This window comes from Enterobacter sp. 725m/11 (assembly GCF_011683705.1).
Classification (GTDB): domain Bacteria; phylum Pseudomonadota; class Gammaproteobacteria; order Enterobacterales; family Enterobacteriaceae; genus Enterobacter; species Enterobacter bugandensis.
Genome location: NZ_JAAQOK010000020.1, coordinates 53,863 through 72,378, shown reverse-complemented (window position 1 = coordinate 72,378; position 18,516 = coordinate 53,863). Strand labels below are relative to the sequence as shown.

The 18,516-nt window shown below is 50.7% G+C and carries 14 protein-coding genes and 1 pseudogene; 6 read left to right on the top strand and 9 right to left on the bottom strand.

Annotated elements, in window-relative coordinates:
- The first annotated feature begins 135 nt into the window (after positions 1 to 135).
- Positions 136 to 369: a hypothetical protein gene (locus HBA26_RS10855; protein ID WP_004132711.1), complete on the top strand. Its 234-nt coding sequence runs from the start codon at positions 136 to 138 to the stop codon at positions 367 to 369.
- A gap of 19 nt (positions 370 to 388) precedes the next feature.
- Here HBA26_RS10855 and HBA26_RS10850 read toward each other — a convergent pair whose 3' ends face one another.
- The 3 genes and pseudogenes from HBA26_RS10850 to cspF all read right to left on the bottom strand — a co-directional run bounded on the left by HBA26_RS10850 (position 389) and on the right by cspF (position 9,585).
- Positions 389 to 8,971, bottom strand: a complete 8,583-nt coding sequence (locus HBA26_RS10850) for a glucoamylase family protein (RefSeq protein ID WP_024274586.1) — start codon at positions 8,969 to 8,971, stop codon at positions 389 to 391.
- 155 nt (positions 8,972 to 9,126) lie between these two features.
- Positions 9,127 to 9,291 (bottom strand): YnfU family zinc-binding protein, encoded by a 165-nt coding sequence (locus tag HBA26_RS22905; protein WP_213076230.1) that lies wholly within the window; start codon positions 9,289 to 9,291, stop codon positions 9,127 to 9,129.
- Positions 9,292 to 9,372: 81 nt separating this feature from the next.
- Positions 9,373 to 9,585, bottom strand: a pseudogene (gene cspF, locus HBA26_RS10845) (cold shock-like protein CspF).
- A 278-nt stretch (positions 9,586 to 9,863) separates the two neighbouring features.
- Between cspF and HBA26_RS10840 the strand changes: the two are divergent.
- From HBA26_RS10840 to HBA26_RS10830, 3 genes are all read left to right on the top strand, one after another.
- Positions 9,864 to 10,082, top strand: coding sequence for a cold-shock protein (locus tag HBA26_RS10840; protein ID WP_012543040.1), 219 nt, complete (start codon positions 9,864 to 9,866; stop codon positions 10,080 to 10,082).
- 268 nt (positions 10,083 to 10,350) lie between these two features.
- Entirely contained in the window at positions 10,351 to 10,578 is a 228-nt protein-coding gene (locus HBA26_RS10835; protein WP_010434226.1) for a hypothetical protein, read from the top strand.
- A gap of 563 nt (positions 10,579 to 11,141) precedes the next feature.
- Positions 11,142 to 11,546 (top strand): H-NS family nucleoid-associated regulatory protein, encoded by a 405-nt coding sequence (locus tag HBA26_RS10830; protein WP_024274587.1) that lies wholly within the window; start codon positions 11,142 to 11,144, stop codon positions 11,544 to 11,546.
- Positions 11,547 to 11,849: 303 nt separating this feature from the next.
- On the opposite strand, the gene arsC is transcribed toward HBA26_RS10830, so the two are convergent.
- From arsC to HBA26_RS10815, 3 genes are read right to left on the bottom strand one after another with little or no spacing between them, the layout of a single operon-like run.
- A complete protein-coding gene (gene arsC / locus HBA26_RS10825; protein WP_024274588.1) occupies positions 11,850 to 12,275 on the bottom strand; it encodes a glutaredoxin-dependent arsenate reductase in 426 nt (141 codons plus the stop codon).
- A 12-nt stretch (positions 12,276 to 12,287) separates the two neighbouring features.
- A complete protein-coding gene (locus HBA26_RS10820; RefSeq protein WP_024274589.1) occupies positions 12,288 to 13,577 on the bottom strand; it encodes an arsenic transporter in 1,290 nt (429 codons plus the stop codon).
- Between the two features lie 44 nt (positions 13,578 to 13,621).
- Entirely contained in the window at positions 13,622 to 13,942 is a 321-nt protein-coding gene (locus HBA26_RS10815) for a metalloregulator ArsR/SmtB family transcription factor (RefSeq protein WP_024274590.1), read from the bottom strand.
- An 87-nt stretch (positions 13,943 to 14,029) separates the two neighbouring features.
- Between HBA26_RS10815 and arsH the strand changes: the two genes are divergently transcribed.
- Both arsH and HBA26_RS10805 read left to right on the top strand, forming a co-directional pair.
- Positions 14,030 to 14,728: an arsenical resistance protein ArsH gene (arsH, locus tag HBA26_RS10810; RefSeq protein ID WP_024274591.1), complete on the top strand. Its 699-nt coding sequence runs from the start codon at positions 14,030 to 14,032 to the stop codon at positions 14,726 to 14,728.
- A gap of 300 nt (positions 14,729 to 15,028) precedes the next feature.
- A complete protein-coding gene (locus tag HBA26_RS10805) occupies positions 15,029 to 15,247 on the top strand; it encodes a hypothetical protein (RefSeq protein WP_010434242.1) in 219 nt (72 codons plus the stop codon).
- Between the two features lie 483 nt (positions 15,248 to 15,730).
- Here the strand turns inward: HBA26_RS10805 and HBA26_RS10800 are convergent, their stop codons facing one another.
- The 3 genes from HBA26_RS10800 to HBA26_RS10790 form a co-directional block, all read right to left on the bottom strand.
- On the bottom strand, positions 15,731 to 16,777 hold the full coding sequence (locus HBA26_RS10800) for a methylated-DNA--[protein]-cysteine S-methyltransferase (RefSeq protein ID WP_045631577.1): 1,047 nt from the start codon (positions 16,775 to 16,777) through the stop codon (positions 15,731 to 15,733).
- Positions 16,761 to 17,537, bottom strand: coding sequence for an isocitrate lyase/phosphoenolpyruvate mutase family protein (locus tag HBA26_RS10795; protein ID WP_088204879.1), 777 nt, complete (start codon positions 17,535 to 17,537; stop codon positions 16,761 to 16,763). Before HBA26_RS10795 ends, HBA26_RS10800 begins: the two co-directional genes overlap by 17 nt.
- Positions 17,538 to 17,699: 162 nt before the next feature.
- Complete coding sequence (locus HBA26_RS10790) at positions 17,700 to 18,422, bottom strand: SDR family oxidoreductase (RefSeq protein ID WP_047367534.1); 723 nt, start codon at positions 18,420 to 18,422, stop codon at positions 17,700 to 17,702.
- Positions 18,423 to 18,516 lie beyond the last annotated feature (94 nt).

Below are 18,516 nucleotides of genomic sequence, written 5' to 3'. Positions count from 1 at the left end.
TACAGTAATTATTATACGCTTTAATATAAAAATAACTGGCATAAGTTATGTTAAGTTGTGTCTGAATCAGGATATCAGATATTGAAAATTGAACGTCTTATTTATGATACACTACCCTTCCGTGAGAAATTTAAGATGAAATCAGAAGACACCCTTGACTGGTATCCGGCACAACTACCGCCTGTGAAAATTATTCTTGGCGAAGCCGTGCTGGCTGTGGGTAAACAGGGCCGACCGATTAATACCCGCACCTTGCTGGAATACCTTCAGGTCATGCAGGACAAACAAAAAAGGCGGGATGACAAAATCGCCATGCAGACTGCGATTGATGTTCTCAGGGATAATCAGCGCATTAACGGCAGACGTTAATGCACCTCCGGGATCAGTGTCAGTTCTGAATGATCTCAACCGTATGGTTTTGTCCATCATCCTTCAGCGGTATTCTGTCATCAGGGAGGAGAACACCATCCAGCGTCACGCAATATTCTGCATCGCCGCGTGAAACACTAATCTGATAATGGCTTTCACCATATTGATATGCCATAGAAAAAGACGACCACTCATCCGGTAACCTGGCATGAACACTAAAGTCAGTGCCGGAACGTTTTATCCCCAGTAATTCCTCGGTAAGTAAACGCCAGGCCCAGCCTGCGGAACCGGTATACCAGCTCCACCCTGCACGTCCGGTATGGGGAGCGACGCTGTAGACATCAGCACTCATGACATAAGGCTCAGCTTTATAAATCCCGACAGAGTCCGCATTCAGGGTATGATTTATAGGGTTGAGCATTGACCAGAGTTGCCAGGCTCGTCCGGCATTCCCCATTCGGGCAAAGGCCATCACTGCCCAGATGGCGCCATGCGTATACTGCCCTCCGTTTTCCCGCACGCCGGGCAGGTACCCCTGTATGTAGCCCGGATTTGGACCGTGTCCGTCGAAAGGAGGCGTTAACAGTTTGATCAGCCCTCCTTCGTTATCCACAAGGTGCTTATCCAGCGCCTGCATGGCCTTTGCGCACCGTCCCGGGCTCGCGGCGCCGGACAATACAGACCAGCTCTGCGCAATCGCATCAATCCGGCAGTCCTGTGAGGTTTTCGATCCCAGGGGAGTGCCATCGTCAAAATACCCGCGCCGGTACCATTCCCCATCCCAGGCGTGGGCTTCGAGATTACTTTGCAGGCGCAGAGCCTGTGAACGGCACATCGCGGCGACGCTTTCATCCAGCCTGCGCTCCGCCAGCGCTGCAAACCGCTGCAAAATGTCGTACAGGAAGAAGCCCAGCCAGACGCTTTCACCTTTGCCTTCGATACCCACCCGGTTCATCCCGTCATTCCAGTCACCAGCCCCCATCAGCGGCAGGCCATGCTCCCCGAAGCGAAGTCCATAGTGAATAGCTTTGACGCAGTGTAACCAGAGTGTCTCTTCGGTGCCGCTGATGACCGGCGTGTCATAGACAGACTCTTCACCAGGCTGAAGCGAGCGTCCCTCCAGATAAGGAATGCGTATTTCCAGTGCATCCATATCCCCCGTCGTTTCAACATAGTGGCAAACAGCAAGCGGCAGCCAAAGATAGTCATCGGAACAGCGGGTACGCACACCGTTGCCGTGTGGCGGGTGCCACCAGTGCTGCACATCCCCCTCGATAAACTGCCGTGATGCACAGAGTATTATCTGTTCACGCATCCGGTCCGGAGCAGCGTGGCTCAGAGCCAGCGTATCCTGCAGCTGATCGCGAAAACCAAATGCACCGCCAGACTGATAGTAGCCACTCCGGGCCATAAGACGGCAGGCGACCGTCTGATACAACAGCCAGCCATTAACCAGTAAATTTACGGACGTGTCGGGGGTGTTAACTACGATTTTATCGAGAACATTGTGCCAGTGATTATGAATCCGGTTCAGCTCCTGGCGGACCGTATCCTCGTTCATGTAGCGGGCCAGCGTCTCCTGAGCACAGACATCATTCTCCTCTGCGCCGAGGATAAAAATAAACGTCCTCTGGTCCCCGTCAATTAATGTAACCGCCGATTGCACCGCTCCGCAGGGATCCAGACCGGCCCCCGTCTTACCAGAAAGCTTTTGCAGTTTCATAGCCGAAGGGGCGTGAAGGGAACCATTACGGCCAATAAACTCCCGGCGGTCCCCTGTCAGAGAACAGTCATTACCGCTGACGGCAAAAAATGCAGTTCGGCCGCCACCATTATCACCATAAAAGTTATTCGCAAGTATCCCGCAGCCGCCGGGCGTTCTGGCCACATGTGTCACAATGTGAGGGGCTGAGCGCGTTCGTGTTTCTCCGAGCGTCCACTCTACATAGCCTGTGACGGAAAGTTGACGTGTCCGTCCCGAAGAGTTACTGAGCGTCAGTAGCACCAGTTTAACCGGATCTTCTTCAGCAACCAGGACCGTCAACTCGCTGTCTATACCACTCTCACGATGGGCAAAAACGCTGTAGCCAAAACCATGGCGGGTCAGGTAATCACCGTGTCCGCGAACAGGTAAAGCCGTCGGCGACCAGCACTCCCCGCTCTCTTCATCGCGCAGGTAAAATGCCTCGCCGCTGCGATCGCTCACCGGATCGTTCTCCCACGGCGTCAACCGGTATTCATGGGCATTCTCATACCAGGTATAGGCCTGCCCTGCCTCTGAGATCACACTGCCAAAACGAGAATTTGCCAGTATGTTCGACCAGGGAGCCGGTGTAAGCGCATTTTCCCGAAGGACGATCTGATACTCCCGCCCATCCTGAGAAAATCCACCGTACCCATTGAAATGGCATAACTGACTGGTATCAGGGCTCCAGTCCGTATGTTGATTACGCTCGCGCACAGCACGCGGAATGAATGCCCTTGCCGGCGATTTCAGGGTATGAATACGCTGGTTAAGCTGCTCATTAATACCCCCTGCGCGGTCATCAAGATAAAGACAGGCCACGCTCATCAAAAGCAACTTATCCTCAGCGGAGAGATGCTCACCGTTGCGGACAAAAAGCCCGCCCTTTTTATCCAGCAGACTGGCTTCAGACCCGGCATAAATTAACTCCATAATCTGATTTTGTAATCCCTGCTGGTAGCCGCCGGGGCTGTTATTCAGGATAACTAAATCAACATCCAGCCCTTTCTGTCTCCAGTAACGGTGTGCCTGAATCAGTGTGGTCACTGAGGTGATACTTTCCTCGCTGGTTATAGTCAGCAGCACTATCGGCAGATCCCCTGAAATTGCCCAGCCCCACAGTCCGGACTGGCCACGCCGGTTGCGGCCGATCGCCTGGCCTTCGGCGCGCAGCTCCTGGACAGGGTAAAGCACAGCGCTGGCGAGACTATTGAACAACGTGGCATCATCTTCACTGGCGTTCATCTGGCGCAATACCACCAGACTGTGAGACCAGGCCAGTTCAAAGACGCGATCGGCGATAGGGTAATCGCGATATTTCTCCAGCAACGCCAGGCTCTGCTGACGGGTCTCGCTGATGCCATAAATGATATCAATCGTAACCGGCTGCCCCGGCTGCAGAATAATGGCGTTGCGAATTGCCAGTATCGGATCCAGCACCGAGCCCGACGTGTTGCCTAGCATCCCTCCCGTCTCTATTGCCTGGGCATTCGCAGGGTTTCTGCCACGTCCAATAAACCTTGCCCTGTCCGTTTCAAACGACACGTTATGTCGGTTATCGCCGTGCACCACCATCATGTGAAACAGGCAAGGGCCCGGTTCATCCGGTGAGCGCGGGCGCCGGTGGCAAAGAATAGCGTCACGCTCAGGAGCCAGCTCAGTCTGAATAAACAAATTGCTGAATGCCGGGTGTGCCAGATCGCTGGCATCAGGTGCCAGTACCACTTCAGCATAGGTTGTCAGCTCCAGAGAGCGAGGCTTGCGACCACGATGAATCAGTGTGAGCCGTCGCAATTCAACATCATCCTCCGGAGAGATCACCACCTGAGTTTTGACGCTGAGTCCCCCTAAGCTGCGTCTGAATTCTGCCCCCGCATCGGTGAACAACACTTCCTCGTCTTGTCCGCTGGTGTAGCCTGTTGGTTGCCAGGTATTGCTCCACACATCTCCCGTCTGGGTATCGCGGATGTAGCAGAATGCTCCCCAGTTATCACGGGTGGTATCACTGCGCCAGCGCGTTAGTGCAATATCATTCCAGCGACTGTAACCGCCGCCGCCCGCGGTCAACATCAGATGATAATGGCCGTTGGACAGGAGTTGAATATCCGGGGCGGGGGTATCCACGCTATAGAAAATACGGGGTTCATAGCGAACGGGTTTGACCATGCCCTCATGAGATTCAAAATGACGGCGCGGACTGTACAGATCGACCGCATCCGGCACGCGCTCCTGTAACAGCAGACTCGCTGACCGGAATACCGTACTGGACATAAAGCGTTCAGTCATGGGGGCATCAAGCAGCACATGAGCCAGCGCCTGAAATGCCATACCCTGGTGATGCGCCATCCAGGACTGTACCACCGCATAGAGCTGACCGGTTGCAAGACGTGAGGGGGTATAGTCCAGCGCTTCATAAAAACCGTATTCTCCGCATGCACCATTTTTTTGCAGCCTGAACAGGTTCTCACAGGCTTTCTGCGGGGAAACCATCAGCGCCAGCAGCGTGGCGTAAGGAGCGACAACCATGTCATCGGCAAGTCCCCTGCGCAGACCGAGCCCCGGTACGCCAAATGCCTGATACTGATAATTATGCTGAACATCAAAAGCATGATAGCCAGACTCTGAAACACCCCATGGTACCCCGCGTTCTTTCCCCCAGTGAATCTGGCGCATAACCGCCGACTGACTCATTTCATCGAGCAGGCTGCCGGGCCAGGTGGGCATCACCAGATTCGGCATCAGATATTCAAACATGGATCCGCTCCATGACATCAGGGCAGTTTCATTATCAATCGTGGTAAACAATCGACCCAGCGCGTACCAGCTTTTAAGAGGCAGCTGATTAGTCGCAATGGCAAGAAAACTGGTCAGGCGGATTTCAGACGGCAGGAGATCGTAGTGGCTCTTGTCAGGCATATTGGTGTCACAGTTATAACCGACGCTGAGCAGACTGGTTGCTTCACTGTACAGAAAGGCGAAATCCATCCGGGCATGCTCATCCAGCCGCTGTTCCAGCTCGGTGATAATATTGAGTCGCATTCGGGCCTGCTCCGCCACTGACGCCGGAGGCGTTCCTGTACCGGTTAATGTCGGACGGGCAAGCTCGCTCAGCGTCGGCAGCATCTGTTCATTCCAGGATGCAGGCAACCAGCCAAGCAACAGAGACCACTCATGGCAAAGCTGAACCAGTTGATGCTCCAGATGTCCAGCCCAGCGCATCTGAAGAGGAGATCCCTGATGACATGCGCTGGTCAGATGGTTGCACTGGGTGCGCATGCTTTTCAGTTCGCTGAAAAGCGCCTGCGGAGAGAGCGACACCGCGTTCAGGCAATGCTTGCGCAGCAGTCTCAGGCTGTCAGGTGGGTTCTTACCCCACTGTTTTTCCAGAATATCCAGCGTATCGTTCAGTCCTGCCAGTATCTGTTGGTTGCTTAAAACAGGCTGATGACGCATGGCGGACAGGCCTGCACGCAGGGTCAATAAATGCCCGGCCATATTGCCGCTGTCGACGCTGGAGATATAGCGTGGACTGAGGGGGACCAGCGTACGGGTGTCATACCAGTTGTAGAGATGGCCCCGGTAGTGCTCCATTTTATCCATCGTGTCGAGCGTGAGCGACACGCGCCGGAGCACCTCTCCGCCAGGCAGGTAGCCAAAGTCCCATGCCGTCAGGTTAGCCATAAGTGAAAGACCAATATTGGTAGGAGAAGTTCGGTGTGCCACCGTCGGTTGTGGTATTTCCTGATAATTATCAGGCGGAAGCCAGTTCTCTTTTGCTGTGGCAAATGTTTCAAAAAAAGCCCAGATTTCACGGCTTGTCTGGCGTAACAGCTGTTTTTGTTCCTGATTAGGCGAAAAAACCTTTCGCACGGGCTGGCGACTCAGCCAGCTCATCAGCAGCGGTGCCACACACCATACCAAACCGATCGGTAACGCAATCCCCAGCAGCTGTGGGGCAAATTGTCCGGTCAGTATTGTCAGCGCCACGCCACCGGCAGCGTTCAGCCACATCGCCTGATAAAAACGTGCAACAGTGGGTCTGGCCTGACTGCTGTCCTGGCTGTGGCTGACCCACTGGCTGAGGTGACGCCTGCTTATCCCCAGTCGCCATAGCGTCACGGCGATCGCTTTCAGCGAATATCCGGCTTCGTGCGGCAGTATCGCAAAATTAAGGCTGATACCTGACAGACGCTTTAGCGCGCCCGCCCCCACCAGTAACAGATGCGGCTTCACGCGGCGACGCAGAGGTTTATGCAGAAGGTCGTGGCTAATGCAGAGGATGGCTGGCAACAACCATATCAGCAACAGTATGCCCAGCCAGTAAACCGGATTGGGTACCCAAAGCAGAGTGAAGAACAGCAATATCAGTAAGGAGGGGGCGACCAGACTGCGACGTAGATTATCGAGTAATTTCCAGTAAGAAAGCGCGGTCAGCGGATTCCTGACCCGGGTTCCATCGGCTTTTCTGACGTGTGGTTTTAGCCAGTTAAGCAGTTGCCAGTCACCCCGGATCCAGCGTGAACGTCGTGCAACATCCGACAGATAATTATTAGGGTACTGTTCGTACAGTAACACCTCGCTCAGCAGACCCGAACGTGCATAGCATCCTTCAAGCAGATCGTGGCTGAGTACCAGATTTTCCGGGCAGATGTTGGTAGTGGCCTGCATAAAAATATCAACATCGTAAATCCCTTTGCCCACAAACGAGCCTTCCCCAAAGAGATCCTGATAAATATCCGAAGACATCATCGAATAAGGGTTATTGCCCGGTACGCTGCTGCGCAGGGCTGCGTAACGCCCCTGACCGTTGCGTGGTATCTCCTCCGCAAGACCGGGCTGTAAAATACCGAATCCTTTGACAACCCTCTGGCGTACCGGATCATACTCAGGCGTATTCAGCGGATGCGCCATCGTCGCGACGAGTTTGTGTGCCGTATCGCGCGGGAGCACCGTATCGCTGTCCAGGGTAATGACGTATTTTATGTGACCCGGTAAAAGGTGGGCAGGCATCTCTGCAACGCTGACGAATTGCGTTCCGGGATGGCGCAACCAGCTGTTCAGTAACGCCAGTTTTCCCCGCTTGCGTTCATAGCCCATCCACGCGCCTTCCGAGGGGTTCCATTCAGGCTGGCGATGTAACAGATAAAAACGTGGTCGGCCGGAGGGGTAGCGGCGATTAAGCGCCTGCGTATCGGCGATAGCCTGTCTGAGCAGCGCGTGACTTTCCGGCGAGGGTTCATTTTCAGAATCAGCAAAATCAGTGAGCAGCGCGAACCTGAGATTTTCGTTTTCATTCCCCAACCAGCAGACTTCAAGACTGGTGAGGAGCTGGCTGAAACTTTCGTGGCTGGTCAACATGCAGGGAATGACTAACATGGTGGCACTGTCAGCGGGAATACCGGCAGAAAAATCCATCCCCGGCAAGGGTCGAGGAACGCGAAAACGGGTGGTTGCATCACTGAGCAAATCGCTCATTAACTGAGTTAATGCGATAATCAGAGGTAATATCACCGCGATCAATAGCCAGTCTGCGCCCTGCATGGCGGTTTCGTGCAATATTGCTGCGGTCGCTGCGGTTGTCAGCAACGCCAGGCTTCCAAGCCATGACAGCAGGGTTATTCTGTTGAAACTGTGCCGCAAGCGTATGAGCCTTGAGGCGTCTGCCAGGAGATGAATATCCAGCGCCTGTCGACCTTCGCCCGCAAGATAATAACCAACATGATGTTCCGGTGTATCAGGCGCTTTTTCCTCTGAAAACGCCAGCGCCTTCTCAGCAACCTCAGGCTCGCTGAGACCGCTGTCTCTGGCCAGAACCTCAACTACGTGCCGGTAATGATCCCGGGTATTGAAATGCATCCGGGGATAGATGCCGGCAGGATCATTGCGTAATGCCTGTTCGACAACGCTTATCGTTTCGGCGAAATCAGCCCAGTCCGTTTCACTCAATAAACGCAGGCCCGCGATGCTGTTACTGACGGACAGCTGGCTGGCGGCAAGCTGCTGATTGAAACTATGTATGAGAACATCAGTGGTGATCCCCTGTTCCCGAAGGCACTGATCAACCCAGGTCAGAGGTAACGACAGCGCGTTGCCATGCCCCTGCAGGCGCCGCACCAGCTCTGCGACAAACGCACTGGTTAACGGAGGTCGGGAGCGCGCCATATCGGCAACCACCATGATTAAATCACCAGGCGCACTCTCTGCACATTCGACAATCCTTGTTATCCACGTATCAGCAAGGTTTCTGTCCTGCTGCGCTTTTATCACTTCCATACTGATACGACGAAGATTTTCAATCAGCGCAAGGCGCAGCATTCCCGGTAACGCCCAGACTTCACCCAGCGTCAGCGGCGTCACCTGTTGATAGGCAGTGAGATAGCTGGTCAGGCTGGCGGCATCCCAGCGGCCATCGCCGTGAGCAATGGCCTCTGATGCAATATGATAAATTCGTGGGCAATTCAACGGCGATACCAGCGACGGAAGACCTTTGCCAAAGCTTTTCGGCAGATGCTGGCGGACAGTGCGGATTTGTTCCTCAATCAGATAATAATTGTCCAGCAGCCATTCACCGGCGGGCATGATACTGGTCTTTTTACCCGCGTTAAGCTCATAGCAGTTTTGGGTAATGACGGCCTCATTGTCGCCAAGCCGTTTCAGAAGATAATAAGGATGCCTATCCGGTGATACTTTATGAGTCCGCGCCAGCTTCTGGCCGTAGCGTTCCATCTGGACGGTCGAAAAGAGTTCTGACCGCGGCGAGCTTTCACCGGCAGGATCGTTCGCCGAAAACGTTATGTTTTCGGCAGCATTAATCAGAATACGGGAGCGGTTAAACCACGCTCTGGGGATCATTTTCATAGCATTGCTCTGATGCGACGTTAGCGCGCAGGAGCAGTTGCGAAATCAGTTCAGAAACGTTCTCTCAGGATGGGCGTCAGGCATCAGGGATTTAACAGCTGCCGGAATCTAACATAAGTATAGGACATGAGCTCTGTTCTGCGATTTTGGTCGAGCTAGCGTCGGGAGATAAACAGAGCCTTACATCCGGGGCAAAGCATGGTTTGGTTGAGCCGGATTTTTGACAACGGTTGTACTGATTTTAAGCCACAAACAGGACAGGCAGCAGTGGCAGTAGACGCACTGCTGAAGAATTTCATTGCGTAATTGATAACAGACATAACCATTAACCTTTCAATGAATGAGCTTCACCGTACCACATGTGGTTAAGTTTTAATCTATCTATTTTGACATACTGAAAATCAGGAAAGATAAATGTTCGCAGCCACAGGCCCCCTGAGACCGTTTATCCGGCAAAACTCTATGCGGCTTCCAGGGATGCGTAATTCTGATTAGCGAGAGTTAACGGCTGAAATGTGAAGCAGAACGTCTTTTCGTCCATCAGATGGGATGATGAGGCCTTTACCACTAAGAATATCAAAGCTTTTGACAATTCCTGTCATTTTATGGGACAAGTCAATTCCTTATTGAAAACACTTAAAGACTATACATTGAAAATGGCATTCAGCCACTTTTATTTTCCCTACAGGACCTCTGGACGGCTAAAAGATAATTTGCTTATATCGATTCCCTGTGCCTTAATGAATCCCATCAGTTCGATGTACTAATGAAAGTTAGAAATTTTCCGGGCAGTTCTCATTACCAGGTGCTATCGTTGATATCCCCTCTTTTGAGTCCATACGTTTAATCTTATACGTTTACTATCAATACAATCATGTATAACGGAGTCAGTATGACCTCGAGAATTATGGGCCTGGTTAAATGGTTTAACGAAGACAAAGGTTTTGGCTTCATCTCTCCTCTTGATGGCAGCAAAGATATCTTTGTCCATTTGTCTGCACTTAATGGCGACAACTTTAAAACTTTATTTGAAGGTCAGAAAGTTGAATTCGCCATTCACCGCGGAGACAAGGGTCCTGCTGCTGCAAACGTAACACTTTGCGATAAATAAATCATTGTGGGTCTGCGATAACGATGAAGGATTATTCCTGAGTAGACAGATAAATAACTTAAATCAGATGAAAGTCGTTTATTTTTAATATCTGATCAGCATATTTTTCAAAATTATGAGTATGCTAAGCGATGTGATGAAGTGCAGTACTACTGCATAAAAAGTCTAAAAGCACAAGCTAACCACATGTTAAATAAGAAGTGCGTAATGGCTTTGACCTTAATGGCATCTGCCAGTTAATATCCATGAGAGAACAGGGTAATAGAATATGATTAAAGTCCTTGTTTTCTTTAATGCTGAATCCTGTAAAGTCATGACCGTTCTGGAAGGTATATCCTCTATCAGGCAGGAATATCCAAACGGTGAAGAAACACATCTTCGGATTATGTCTGCAGGTTTTCCTTCCTTAACTGGCGATCATGGTATTGTTTACGTGGCTACTGACAGGGAGTTAACGTCACAGGAGATACTTGATGCGGCCAGGAAATATTTATAGAATTTTTGTCATGCTCTCTGCTCCACGTTTAATTGCATGCTTACCCTATTTATCAGAATCGAACAAAAAATGAGTTAAAAGCATTTATGGCCTGCTAACAGCAGGCTTTTTTTTACATTACACTTTTTTAGAAACGCCTCTATAAAGAGAGAGTAATTCGCTACCCTCTGACAAAATGCAGGTGTCTCCCCCCTGCGTGCCATCTTGCCATTTGTGAAAAACCTTGCTAAGTGGCGGCGCTGCCTCTCCTCATTTTAAATCTCATCAGGTGTGACTGAAGCAATAAGTTATGAGGGTATAAAAAGGCTCTCCGGATAACTCCTGGCATCATAGTTTTAAGTACCTTCAAAAATGCATGGACATTTCGTAGGAGTTGTAATTTAGTTCTTGCACATTCTTCTTAATTTTGTCTTGCGATAAGAGATTTATATAAGTAGTCTAAACCTCGTTAATAACAATATGTACCAATCGGATTAAAATGCTCAGTAAGAAAAATCGGGTTGATGAGCAACCGTCGACATTGGTATTTGCTGAACAACGAAAAAACTTTAAAAGGTCTCTTTATGTCAGATGCTCTTACACAGTTAAACAATATCCGTACCTTACGTTCTCAGACTCGTGAAATGTCATTAGATGTACTGGAAGATGTTCTGGAAAAGTTTAAAATTATTCTTATAGAACGACGAGAAGAAGAGACATTACGTCTTGCAAATGAAAGTCAGCGCCGCGATAAACTGGAAACACTTCGTCAGATGATGCTTGATGAGGGTATCGACCCCTCCGAACTTTTAGCTGCTATTGGCTCTCCGGGTAAGGCTAAAAGGACGCGCTCCCCCCGCCCCGCGAAGTATCGATATACTGACGAAACTGGAGAGTCAAAAACATGGTCAGGTCAGGGGCGAATGCCGAAGCGGATCTCAAATCTGATTGCTGAAGGTGGGGAATTAAAAGATTTCGAAATCAGCTAAAAAAGAGCCGGGCATACCCGGCTCTTTTTACGGATAGCCCACAACCATCCTTAGAGGATCGTCGAGAAGCATCTGGTTCGTAACCGGCTTCAACAAGGTGTTTCATGAAGAGATTATGTTGCGCTATAAACTGGGTAAAGAAGGTATTAATGGTGACATTACGCAGTTGTAATGCAGCCAACACCACAGTATTTCCTCTCATAGCATAATGCGGACGGGGTTAGTAGGCTGGAGGTCTTTAGTGAACGGCAAGCGGACGCCCTCGTAGATTAAACAGGCGTCCGATATCTTGAAGTGGACAGATTACCTAACCCGCTTTCCCGTTTCGTCAATGACCTTCTCGCCATCCTCTTTGGTAAACGCTCCTTTCTGACCTTCCGGAAGAATATCCAGCACTATTTCCGAAGGGCGGCAAAGACGAGTACCGAGCGGCGTAACGACTACCGGCCGATTAATCAGGATTGGATCTTGAAGCATGAAATCAATCAACTGCTCATCACTAAATTTCTCTTCATCAAGACCCAGGCGTTCATAAGGTTCAGCGTTTTTACGCAGCAAGGCGCGCACTGTAATCCCCATATCTGAAATAAGTTTAATAAGCTCATCACGGGTCGGGGGAGTATCGAGATAATAAATTATTGTCGGTTCGTTGCCGCTGTTGCGGATCATCTCCAGCGTGTTACGTGAGGTGCCACAGGCCGGGTTGTGATAGATGGTAATATTGCTCATATCAATATCTCGCTACAAGGTGACAGAGAGCCGCCACGCCAGCACGGCCAGAGTGACGAAAAGCACGGGCAGGGTCATGATTATGCCGGTGCGGAAGTAATATCCCCAGGTGATGGTCATGTTTTTCTGTGCCAGCACATGTAGCCACAGCAGGGTTGCCAGACTGCCAATCGGAGTGATTTTCGGGCCTAAATCGCAGCCAATCACGTTGGCATAAATCATTGCCTCTTTGACGACGCCTGTCGCCGTACTTCCGTCAATCGACAGCGCACCAATCAGCACCGTCGGCATGTTATTCATTACCGACGACAGGAACGCGGTCAGGAAGCCGGTGCCGAACGTTGCTGCCCATAACCCCTTTTCTGCCAGCAGGTTTAGCACGTCAGACAGAGACTCCGTGAGCCCTGCATTGCGCAGGCCATAGACCACCAGGTACATGCCCAGTGAAAAAATAACTATCTGCCATGGTGCATCGCGCAGGACTTTTCCTGTGTTGATGGCGTGACCTCTTTTCGCCACTATGAACAGTACTGCTGCGCCAGTAGCGGCTATCGCACTTATCGGGATCCCAAGAGGTTCCAGAACAAAGAAACCGACAAGCAGCAAAAACAGGACAATCCAGCCCGCCCTGAACGTTGCCGGATCCTTTATCACACTGGCAGGCGTCTTCAGCAGCGAAACGTCATACGTCACCGGAATATCCCTGCGGAAGAAGAGATGCAGCATGACCAGCGTGGCCGTAATCGCGGCCACATCTACGGGGATCATCACGGAGGCATACTGCGTAAAGCCCAGACCGAAAAAGTCCGCCGAGACGATATTCACCAGGTTAGAAACAATGAGCGGCAGGCTGGCCGTATCTGCAATAAATCCTGCGGCCATGACAAAGGCCAGTGTCGTGCCCTGACTGAATCCCAGTGCGAGCAGCATCGCAATTACGATCGGCGTCAGGATCAGTGCGGCTCCGTCATTGGCAAACAGTGTAGCAACAGCAGCCCCAAGCAAGACTATCCAGCTAAACAAAAGGCGGCCACGTCCGTTACCCCAGCGGGAGACGTGCAGTGCGGCCCATTCAAAGAAGCCGGACTCATCGAGCAGCAGGCTGATGATGATGACCGCAATAAATGCCGCTGTCGCGTTCCAGACGATATTCCAGACAACGGGAATATCAGCGATATGGATGACTCCAGTTACCAGCGCCAGCACAGCCCCGATACTCGCACTCCAGCCAATACTCAGGCCTCCGGGTTGCCAGATCACCAGTATCAACGTCAGTAAAAATATACTCCCCGCCAAAAGCATCTCAGACTCCGTTATATATGATTATGTGAATTTGTTTTCTTTTCTCAGCAGGAGGTGCAGGCTGATTTATCCAGCCATTTACACAAATCCTCCCGCATACACTGCCAGGACGTCGTGATTGTCTCAGTTGCCCATGCCGGTATGTGGGGTGACAGACGATAGTGGATCCATTTGCCTTCACGACGGTCCAGAACCAGCCCGGCCTCACGAAGGATAGCCATATGTCGCGAGACTTTGGGCTGTGATTCGGAAATGGCTGCGCAGATATCACAAACGCACAGTTCTCCTGACTCCCGGAGAATCATGACGATGGCGAGCCGAGTTTCATCCGACAGGATTTTGAAAAGCTGAACAGGTTGTAGCATTTTTCACTCCGTTCCCTTTAGAATATATATATATGATAAATCATATGTGTTAAATTTGAAATCATCTACTCTCTCCGGAGGAGAAAAATGGAACAATTTCCTGCCCTTAATATTGAATTCTTTGATCAACACATCGCTGAACGTATGAACCTGCAAGCGCCACCACGGATTCTTATCCTGTATGGCTCAGTAAGAGAGCGCTCCTACAGCCGCTTTGCCGCGGAGGAAGCCGGTCGTCTTCTGACTGCAATGGGCGCGGAGGTGGAATTCTTTAACCCCTCTGGTTTACCCCTGCCTGATGATGCGCCAGACACGCACCCTAAGGTCACCGAACTACGCGGCCTGGTCAGATGGTGTGACGGGATGGTGTGGAGTTCCCCTGAGCGGCATGGGACGATGAGCGCGGTGATGAAGGCGCAAATAGACTGGATACCCTTAAGTGAAGGCGCGGTTCGTCCTTCGCAGGGCAAGACACTTGCAGTGATGCAGGTCTGCGGTGGTTCGCAGTCCTTTAATGCGGTGAACCAAATGCGCATTCTGGGCCGATGGATGCGGATGTTCACTATCCCCAACCAGTCCTCCATTGCTAAGGCATGGCAAGAGTTCGACGAAAACGGCCGAATGAAACCTTCGTCATGGTATGACCGTATCGTCGATGTAGCCGAGGAGCTGTTTAAAATCACGGTGCTGCTTAAGGGACAAACTGGTTATCTTGCAGATCGTTACAGCGAGAGAAAAGAGAGCTATCAGGAGCTTTCATCCCGTGTCAATCAGGACAAAATTTAACGTATATTTTTCGTGAATCCATACTGCATGAGATTAATAACATCCACTATGGCACAAAGGAGATATCCCATCCTGTGTCAGAATATGAAAAACTACCTTGAGGTGAACTAGTAACTCTGGTTATGACGTGGCGCTTGCGCGTCATGATGCAAAACTAATTTTGATGTTTAATGAAATCCTGGTTGCACCCAAGCTAAGCGCTTCATGCTAAATTTTAGGCGAAGGAATAACAGAAGTCCTGTCCATTGCGTGTTATAACCGAGGTTGAAAACCGGCACACTGGCGGTTGAGAGGCATCGCATGAAATTACAAATCACAAGAGCAATTGGCCTCAGTAAGCTCTCTCCACGTTGGGTTAAGGTTATCTGCTTACGGTTAATTAAAAATGATATTGAACGCTCTCTCAACGCTCTTCTGGTCAAAATTGATGAATCTGAACTCTCTACGGAGCAACTTAAAGCGTTTAAGGAATGCGTTGAAAGAATTAACCTGGCACGGGGTAAGGGGATGCAGGCGTGAGCATTTTTAATTAAGCATTTTTCGATGCTGCATTGGTGATGATGGCTTTTATCCAAAAAATTTCGCAGGCGAATAGTAGTCTAAGCGTTTGATAAAAGGTAAGCCCAAACCGTATATGCGCGGCGCGTTTGCTGCGCAAGAAATGGTTACCAGGTCAAATCTGTTTTTCAGTGTGACGACTCAACTAGATATCACCACGCACAGTCCCTATCTCGTCTTCTTTCTCATCAAAGGGAGAAAAAACTTTTAGGCACCCAAATAGGCACCTAAGAAAAGTTGAACTAGCAGTTATTCAAATTAATTCAATGAATTACACAACCAATTCAGACTCCGCCAGCACCAAAATTCTCCATCGGTGATTACCAGAGTCATCCGATGAAGTCCTAAGAGCCCGCACGGCGCAAGCCCTGCGGGCTTTTTTGTGTCTGCATTTTATCCCGCAAAGTTCGTAAAATATTCCGGCAACAATGGAACATTACGCCATCATACATTGTTTCGCTCATGCTCAATGAGCCATTCTTTGCGCGAAATACCACCGCCGTAACCCGTCATCTTTCCATCTTTGCCAATTATCCTGTGACAAGGGATCACAATCGCAATCCGGTTTGCACCATTAGCTGCAGCGACGGCGCGCACAGCATTAGGCTTATTCATCCCTAGCGAAATGGCCTGATAGTGCGAAGTCTGTCCATAGGGAACTGCACGCAACTCATGCCAGACGGATTGTTGAAAATCACTGCCCGGGGCATCCACAGAGAGCTCAAACTGTCGGCGAGTTCCGGCAAAATACTCGCTGATTTCTTTTACTGTCTGCCGGGTATGGCTGTTTTCTCCGGTGACAATTCTGGCGTTAAATAAACGCTGGATATCGCGGAATTCCGTTTCTAACATCCGGCGATCGGTAAACTCCAGCAGACACACTCCCCGCTCTGTCGCGCAGACAAACATAGGCCCAAGCGTAGTGGTAAACCGATGAATGACAATCACCTCGGTTGCCTGAGTCGGCGCTGCGCCAGTAAGCCGCTTGTAGATGTAACCAAACCCGCTCAGGGATTCATAGCCATTGTCCAGCGCAACGTCAGTAGCCGCTCGTCCGCTTTTTAGCTCCTGCAGGGCAACGTTCACCCGCTGCATTCGCTGGAAAGCCTGAAAAGTGATGCCGTGATGTTGCAGGAACCAGCGTCTTACCCGCTCCGGACTGATTCCGTGCTGGCGAAGCTGCGCGTCAGCCACACGGGATTTAATATCGCGCCTGACAAGCGCAAGCGCCTGTTCAACAAATAATGGCGCGCTGTGCGCATTTTCAGCGGGTCTGCAGACCTTACAGGGACGAAAGCCGTCCGCCAGGGCAGATTTGGCATCTTTATAAAATTCAACATTTTCGCGCCTGGGCTTTCGCGCCCGGCATACCGAAATGCAGAATACGCCAGTAGTTTTGACGCCAACAAAAAATACGCCGGTATATTCTGAATCTCGTTCGAGCAATGCCTGATACCAGATATCACACAAATTCTTATCGGTTATTTTCATCGCTAAAAAGTCCTGCAAATGACTGACGAGTTCGAATCGCATGCATTACATCACTCAGCGTTGACTGCATGGCTGAATGAACAAAATTGCCCATTGAAATGCGGTTTACCCCGGCCAGCTTCAGCCTGTCGAACGACGGAAGATCGGGCATACACATGACGTTCAGAGGCAGACCCGTTGCCTCTGCAATGAGGCTGATGTCTTTCTCTGACGTAAGACAGGGAACAAAAAGGCCATCAGCACCTGCAGCTTTATAGCTCTGACCCCGTAATATCGTCTCCTGCAATGCGTCTTCATGCCCGAGCAGGTAAGTGTCAGTCCGAATGTTCAGAAACAGGCTACAGTTTTCGCTTCTCAGCGCATTGCATACTGTTCTCAGATTACGGGAAAAATCAGAGATATCGTCAAGCTGACGCTTACCATTAATAACTCTGCTGTCTTCAAGGTTAACGCCTGCTACGCCTGTCTGAGCAAGGCGCCTGAGATTAGCGACTATCTCTTCGGCTGAATCACCATATCCTGCTTCCATGTCAACGCTCAATGGCAGGCTGCTGACAGCCCGGATACGGGTGACCACATAAAATAACGCATCAAACGGCATTCCCTGCCCGTCTTCATATCCCAGCATGGACGCTATTGCTGCACTGGACGTTCCCAGTGCCTGATAGCCTGCTTCTTGCGCTGCGACAGCACTGGCGGCGTCCCAAACGTTAGCGATAAGCAGGGGCTGATCCTGGTTGTGGAGTTCTGCAAAATTCATATTCATTTCCTCTCAATAGATTGAAAATGAATCTAAGCATTCAGTATGAACGTCACAACCGAAATTCAGACGACCATTTTTTAGCAAGCGTAGTCTGGATTCGCAGACCAGTCAGATCTGTTGTAAACCAGCTGCGCTAACCTGCATTTTTCATCCGCAACGTTAGTTCGCAGATGCCGTCGGTCTGATCGTAATTTCTGTTGTATCGACACTCTCAGGCGCCTCGATGATGTGGCGCACAGCGCGGGCGATATCAGCAGGTTTGAGGGCAATAGCACGGTACGCGTCCATCGCCGCCATGGTTTCCGGGTGCGTAATGGTCGAGGCCAGTTCGCTTTCCACTACCCCAGGGTTAACGCAGGTCACGCGGATGTTCGAACTTTCCTGACGTAAACCATCCGAAATCGCCCGTACGGCGAATTTGGTGGCACAGTAGACAGCAGCCGTGGGCACCACGGACAAGGCACCAATCGAGCCGATATTAATGATTTGTCCCGACCCCTGGGCTTCCATAATCGGCAGAACGGCGCCTATCCCCCACAGCACGCCTTTGATATTCACGTCAATGGTGCGCTCCCACTCATCCTGCTTGCCTGCCGAAAGCGGAGAAAGAGGCATGATGCCCGCGTTGTTAATCAGCACGTCAATGCGGCCCCACTTTTCACGCGCTGCCTGTACGAAGTCAGCCATCGACTGGCGGCTGGTAACGTCTAAGACTGCGGCCTCTGCTTCCCCCCCTGCACTGCGGATTTCAGCAGCCAGGGCGTTGATGCGATCCAGCCTGCGAGCGCCCAGGAAAACGTTCGCGCCTGCCTTGCCTAACTCTCTGGCAATACCTTCTCCGATACCGCTTGATGCACCGGTAATTAAGATAACTTTGTTCATGTTTTGCTCCTTACGTTGAGTTCAACGTGATAATAGATACTCACCATTGTTTCTTGTATCCTGCATTTACTGGACTCACTGGTTAGCAATATTA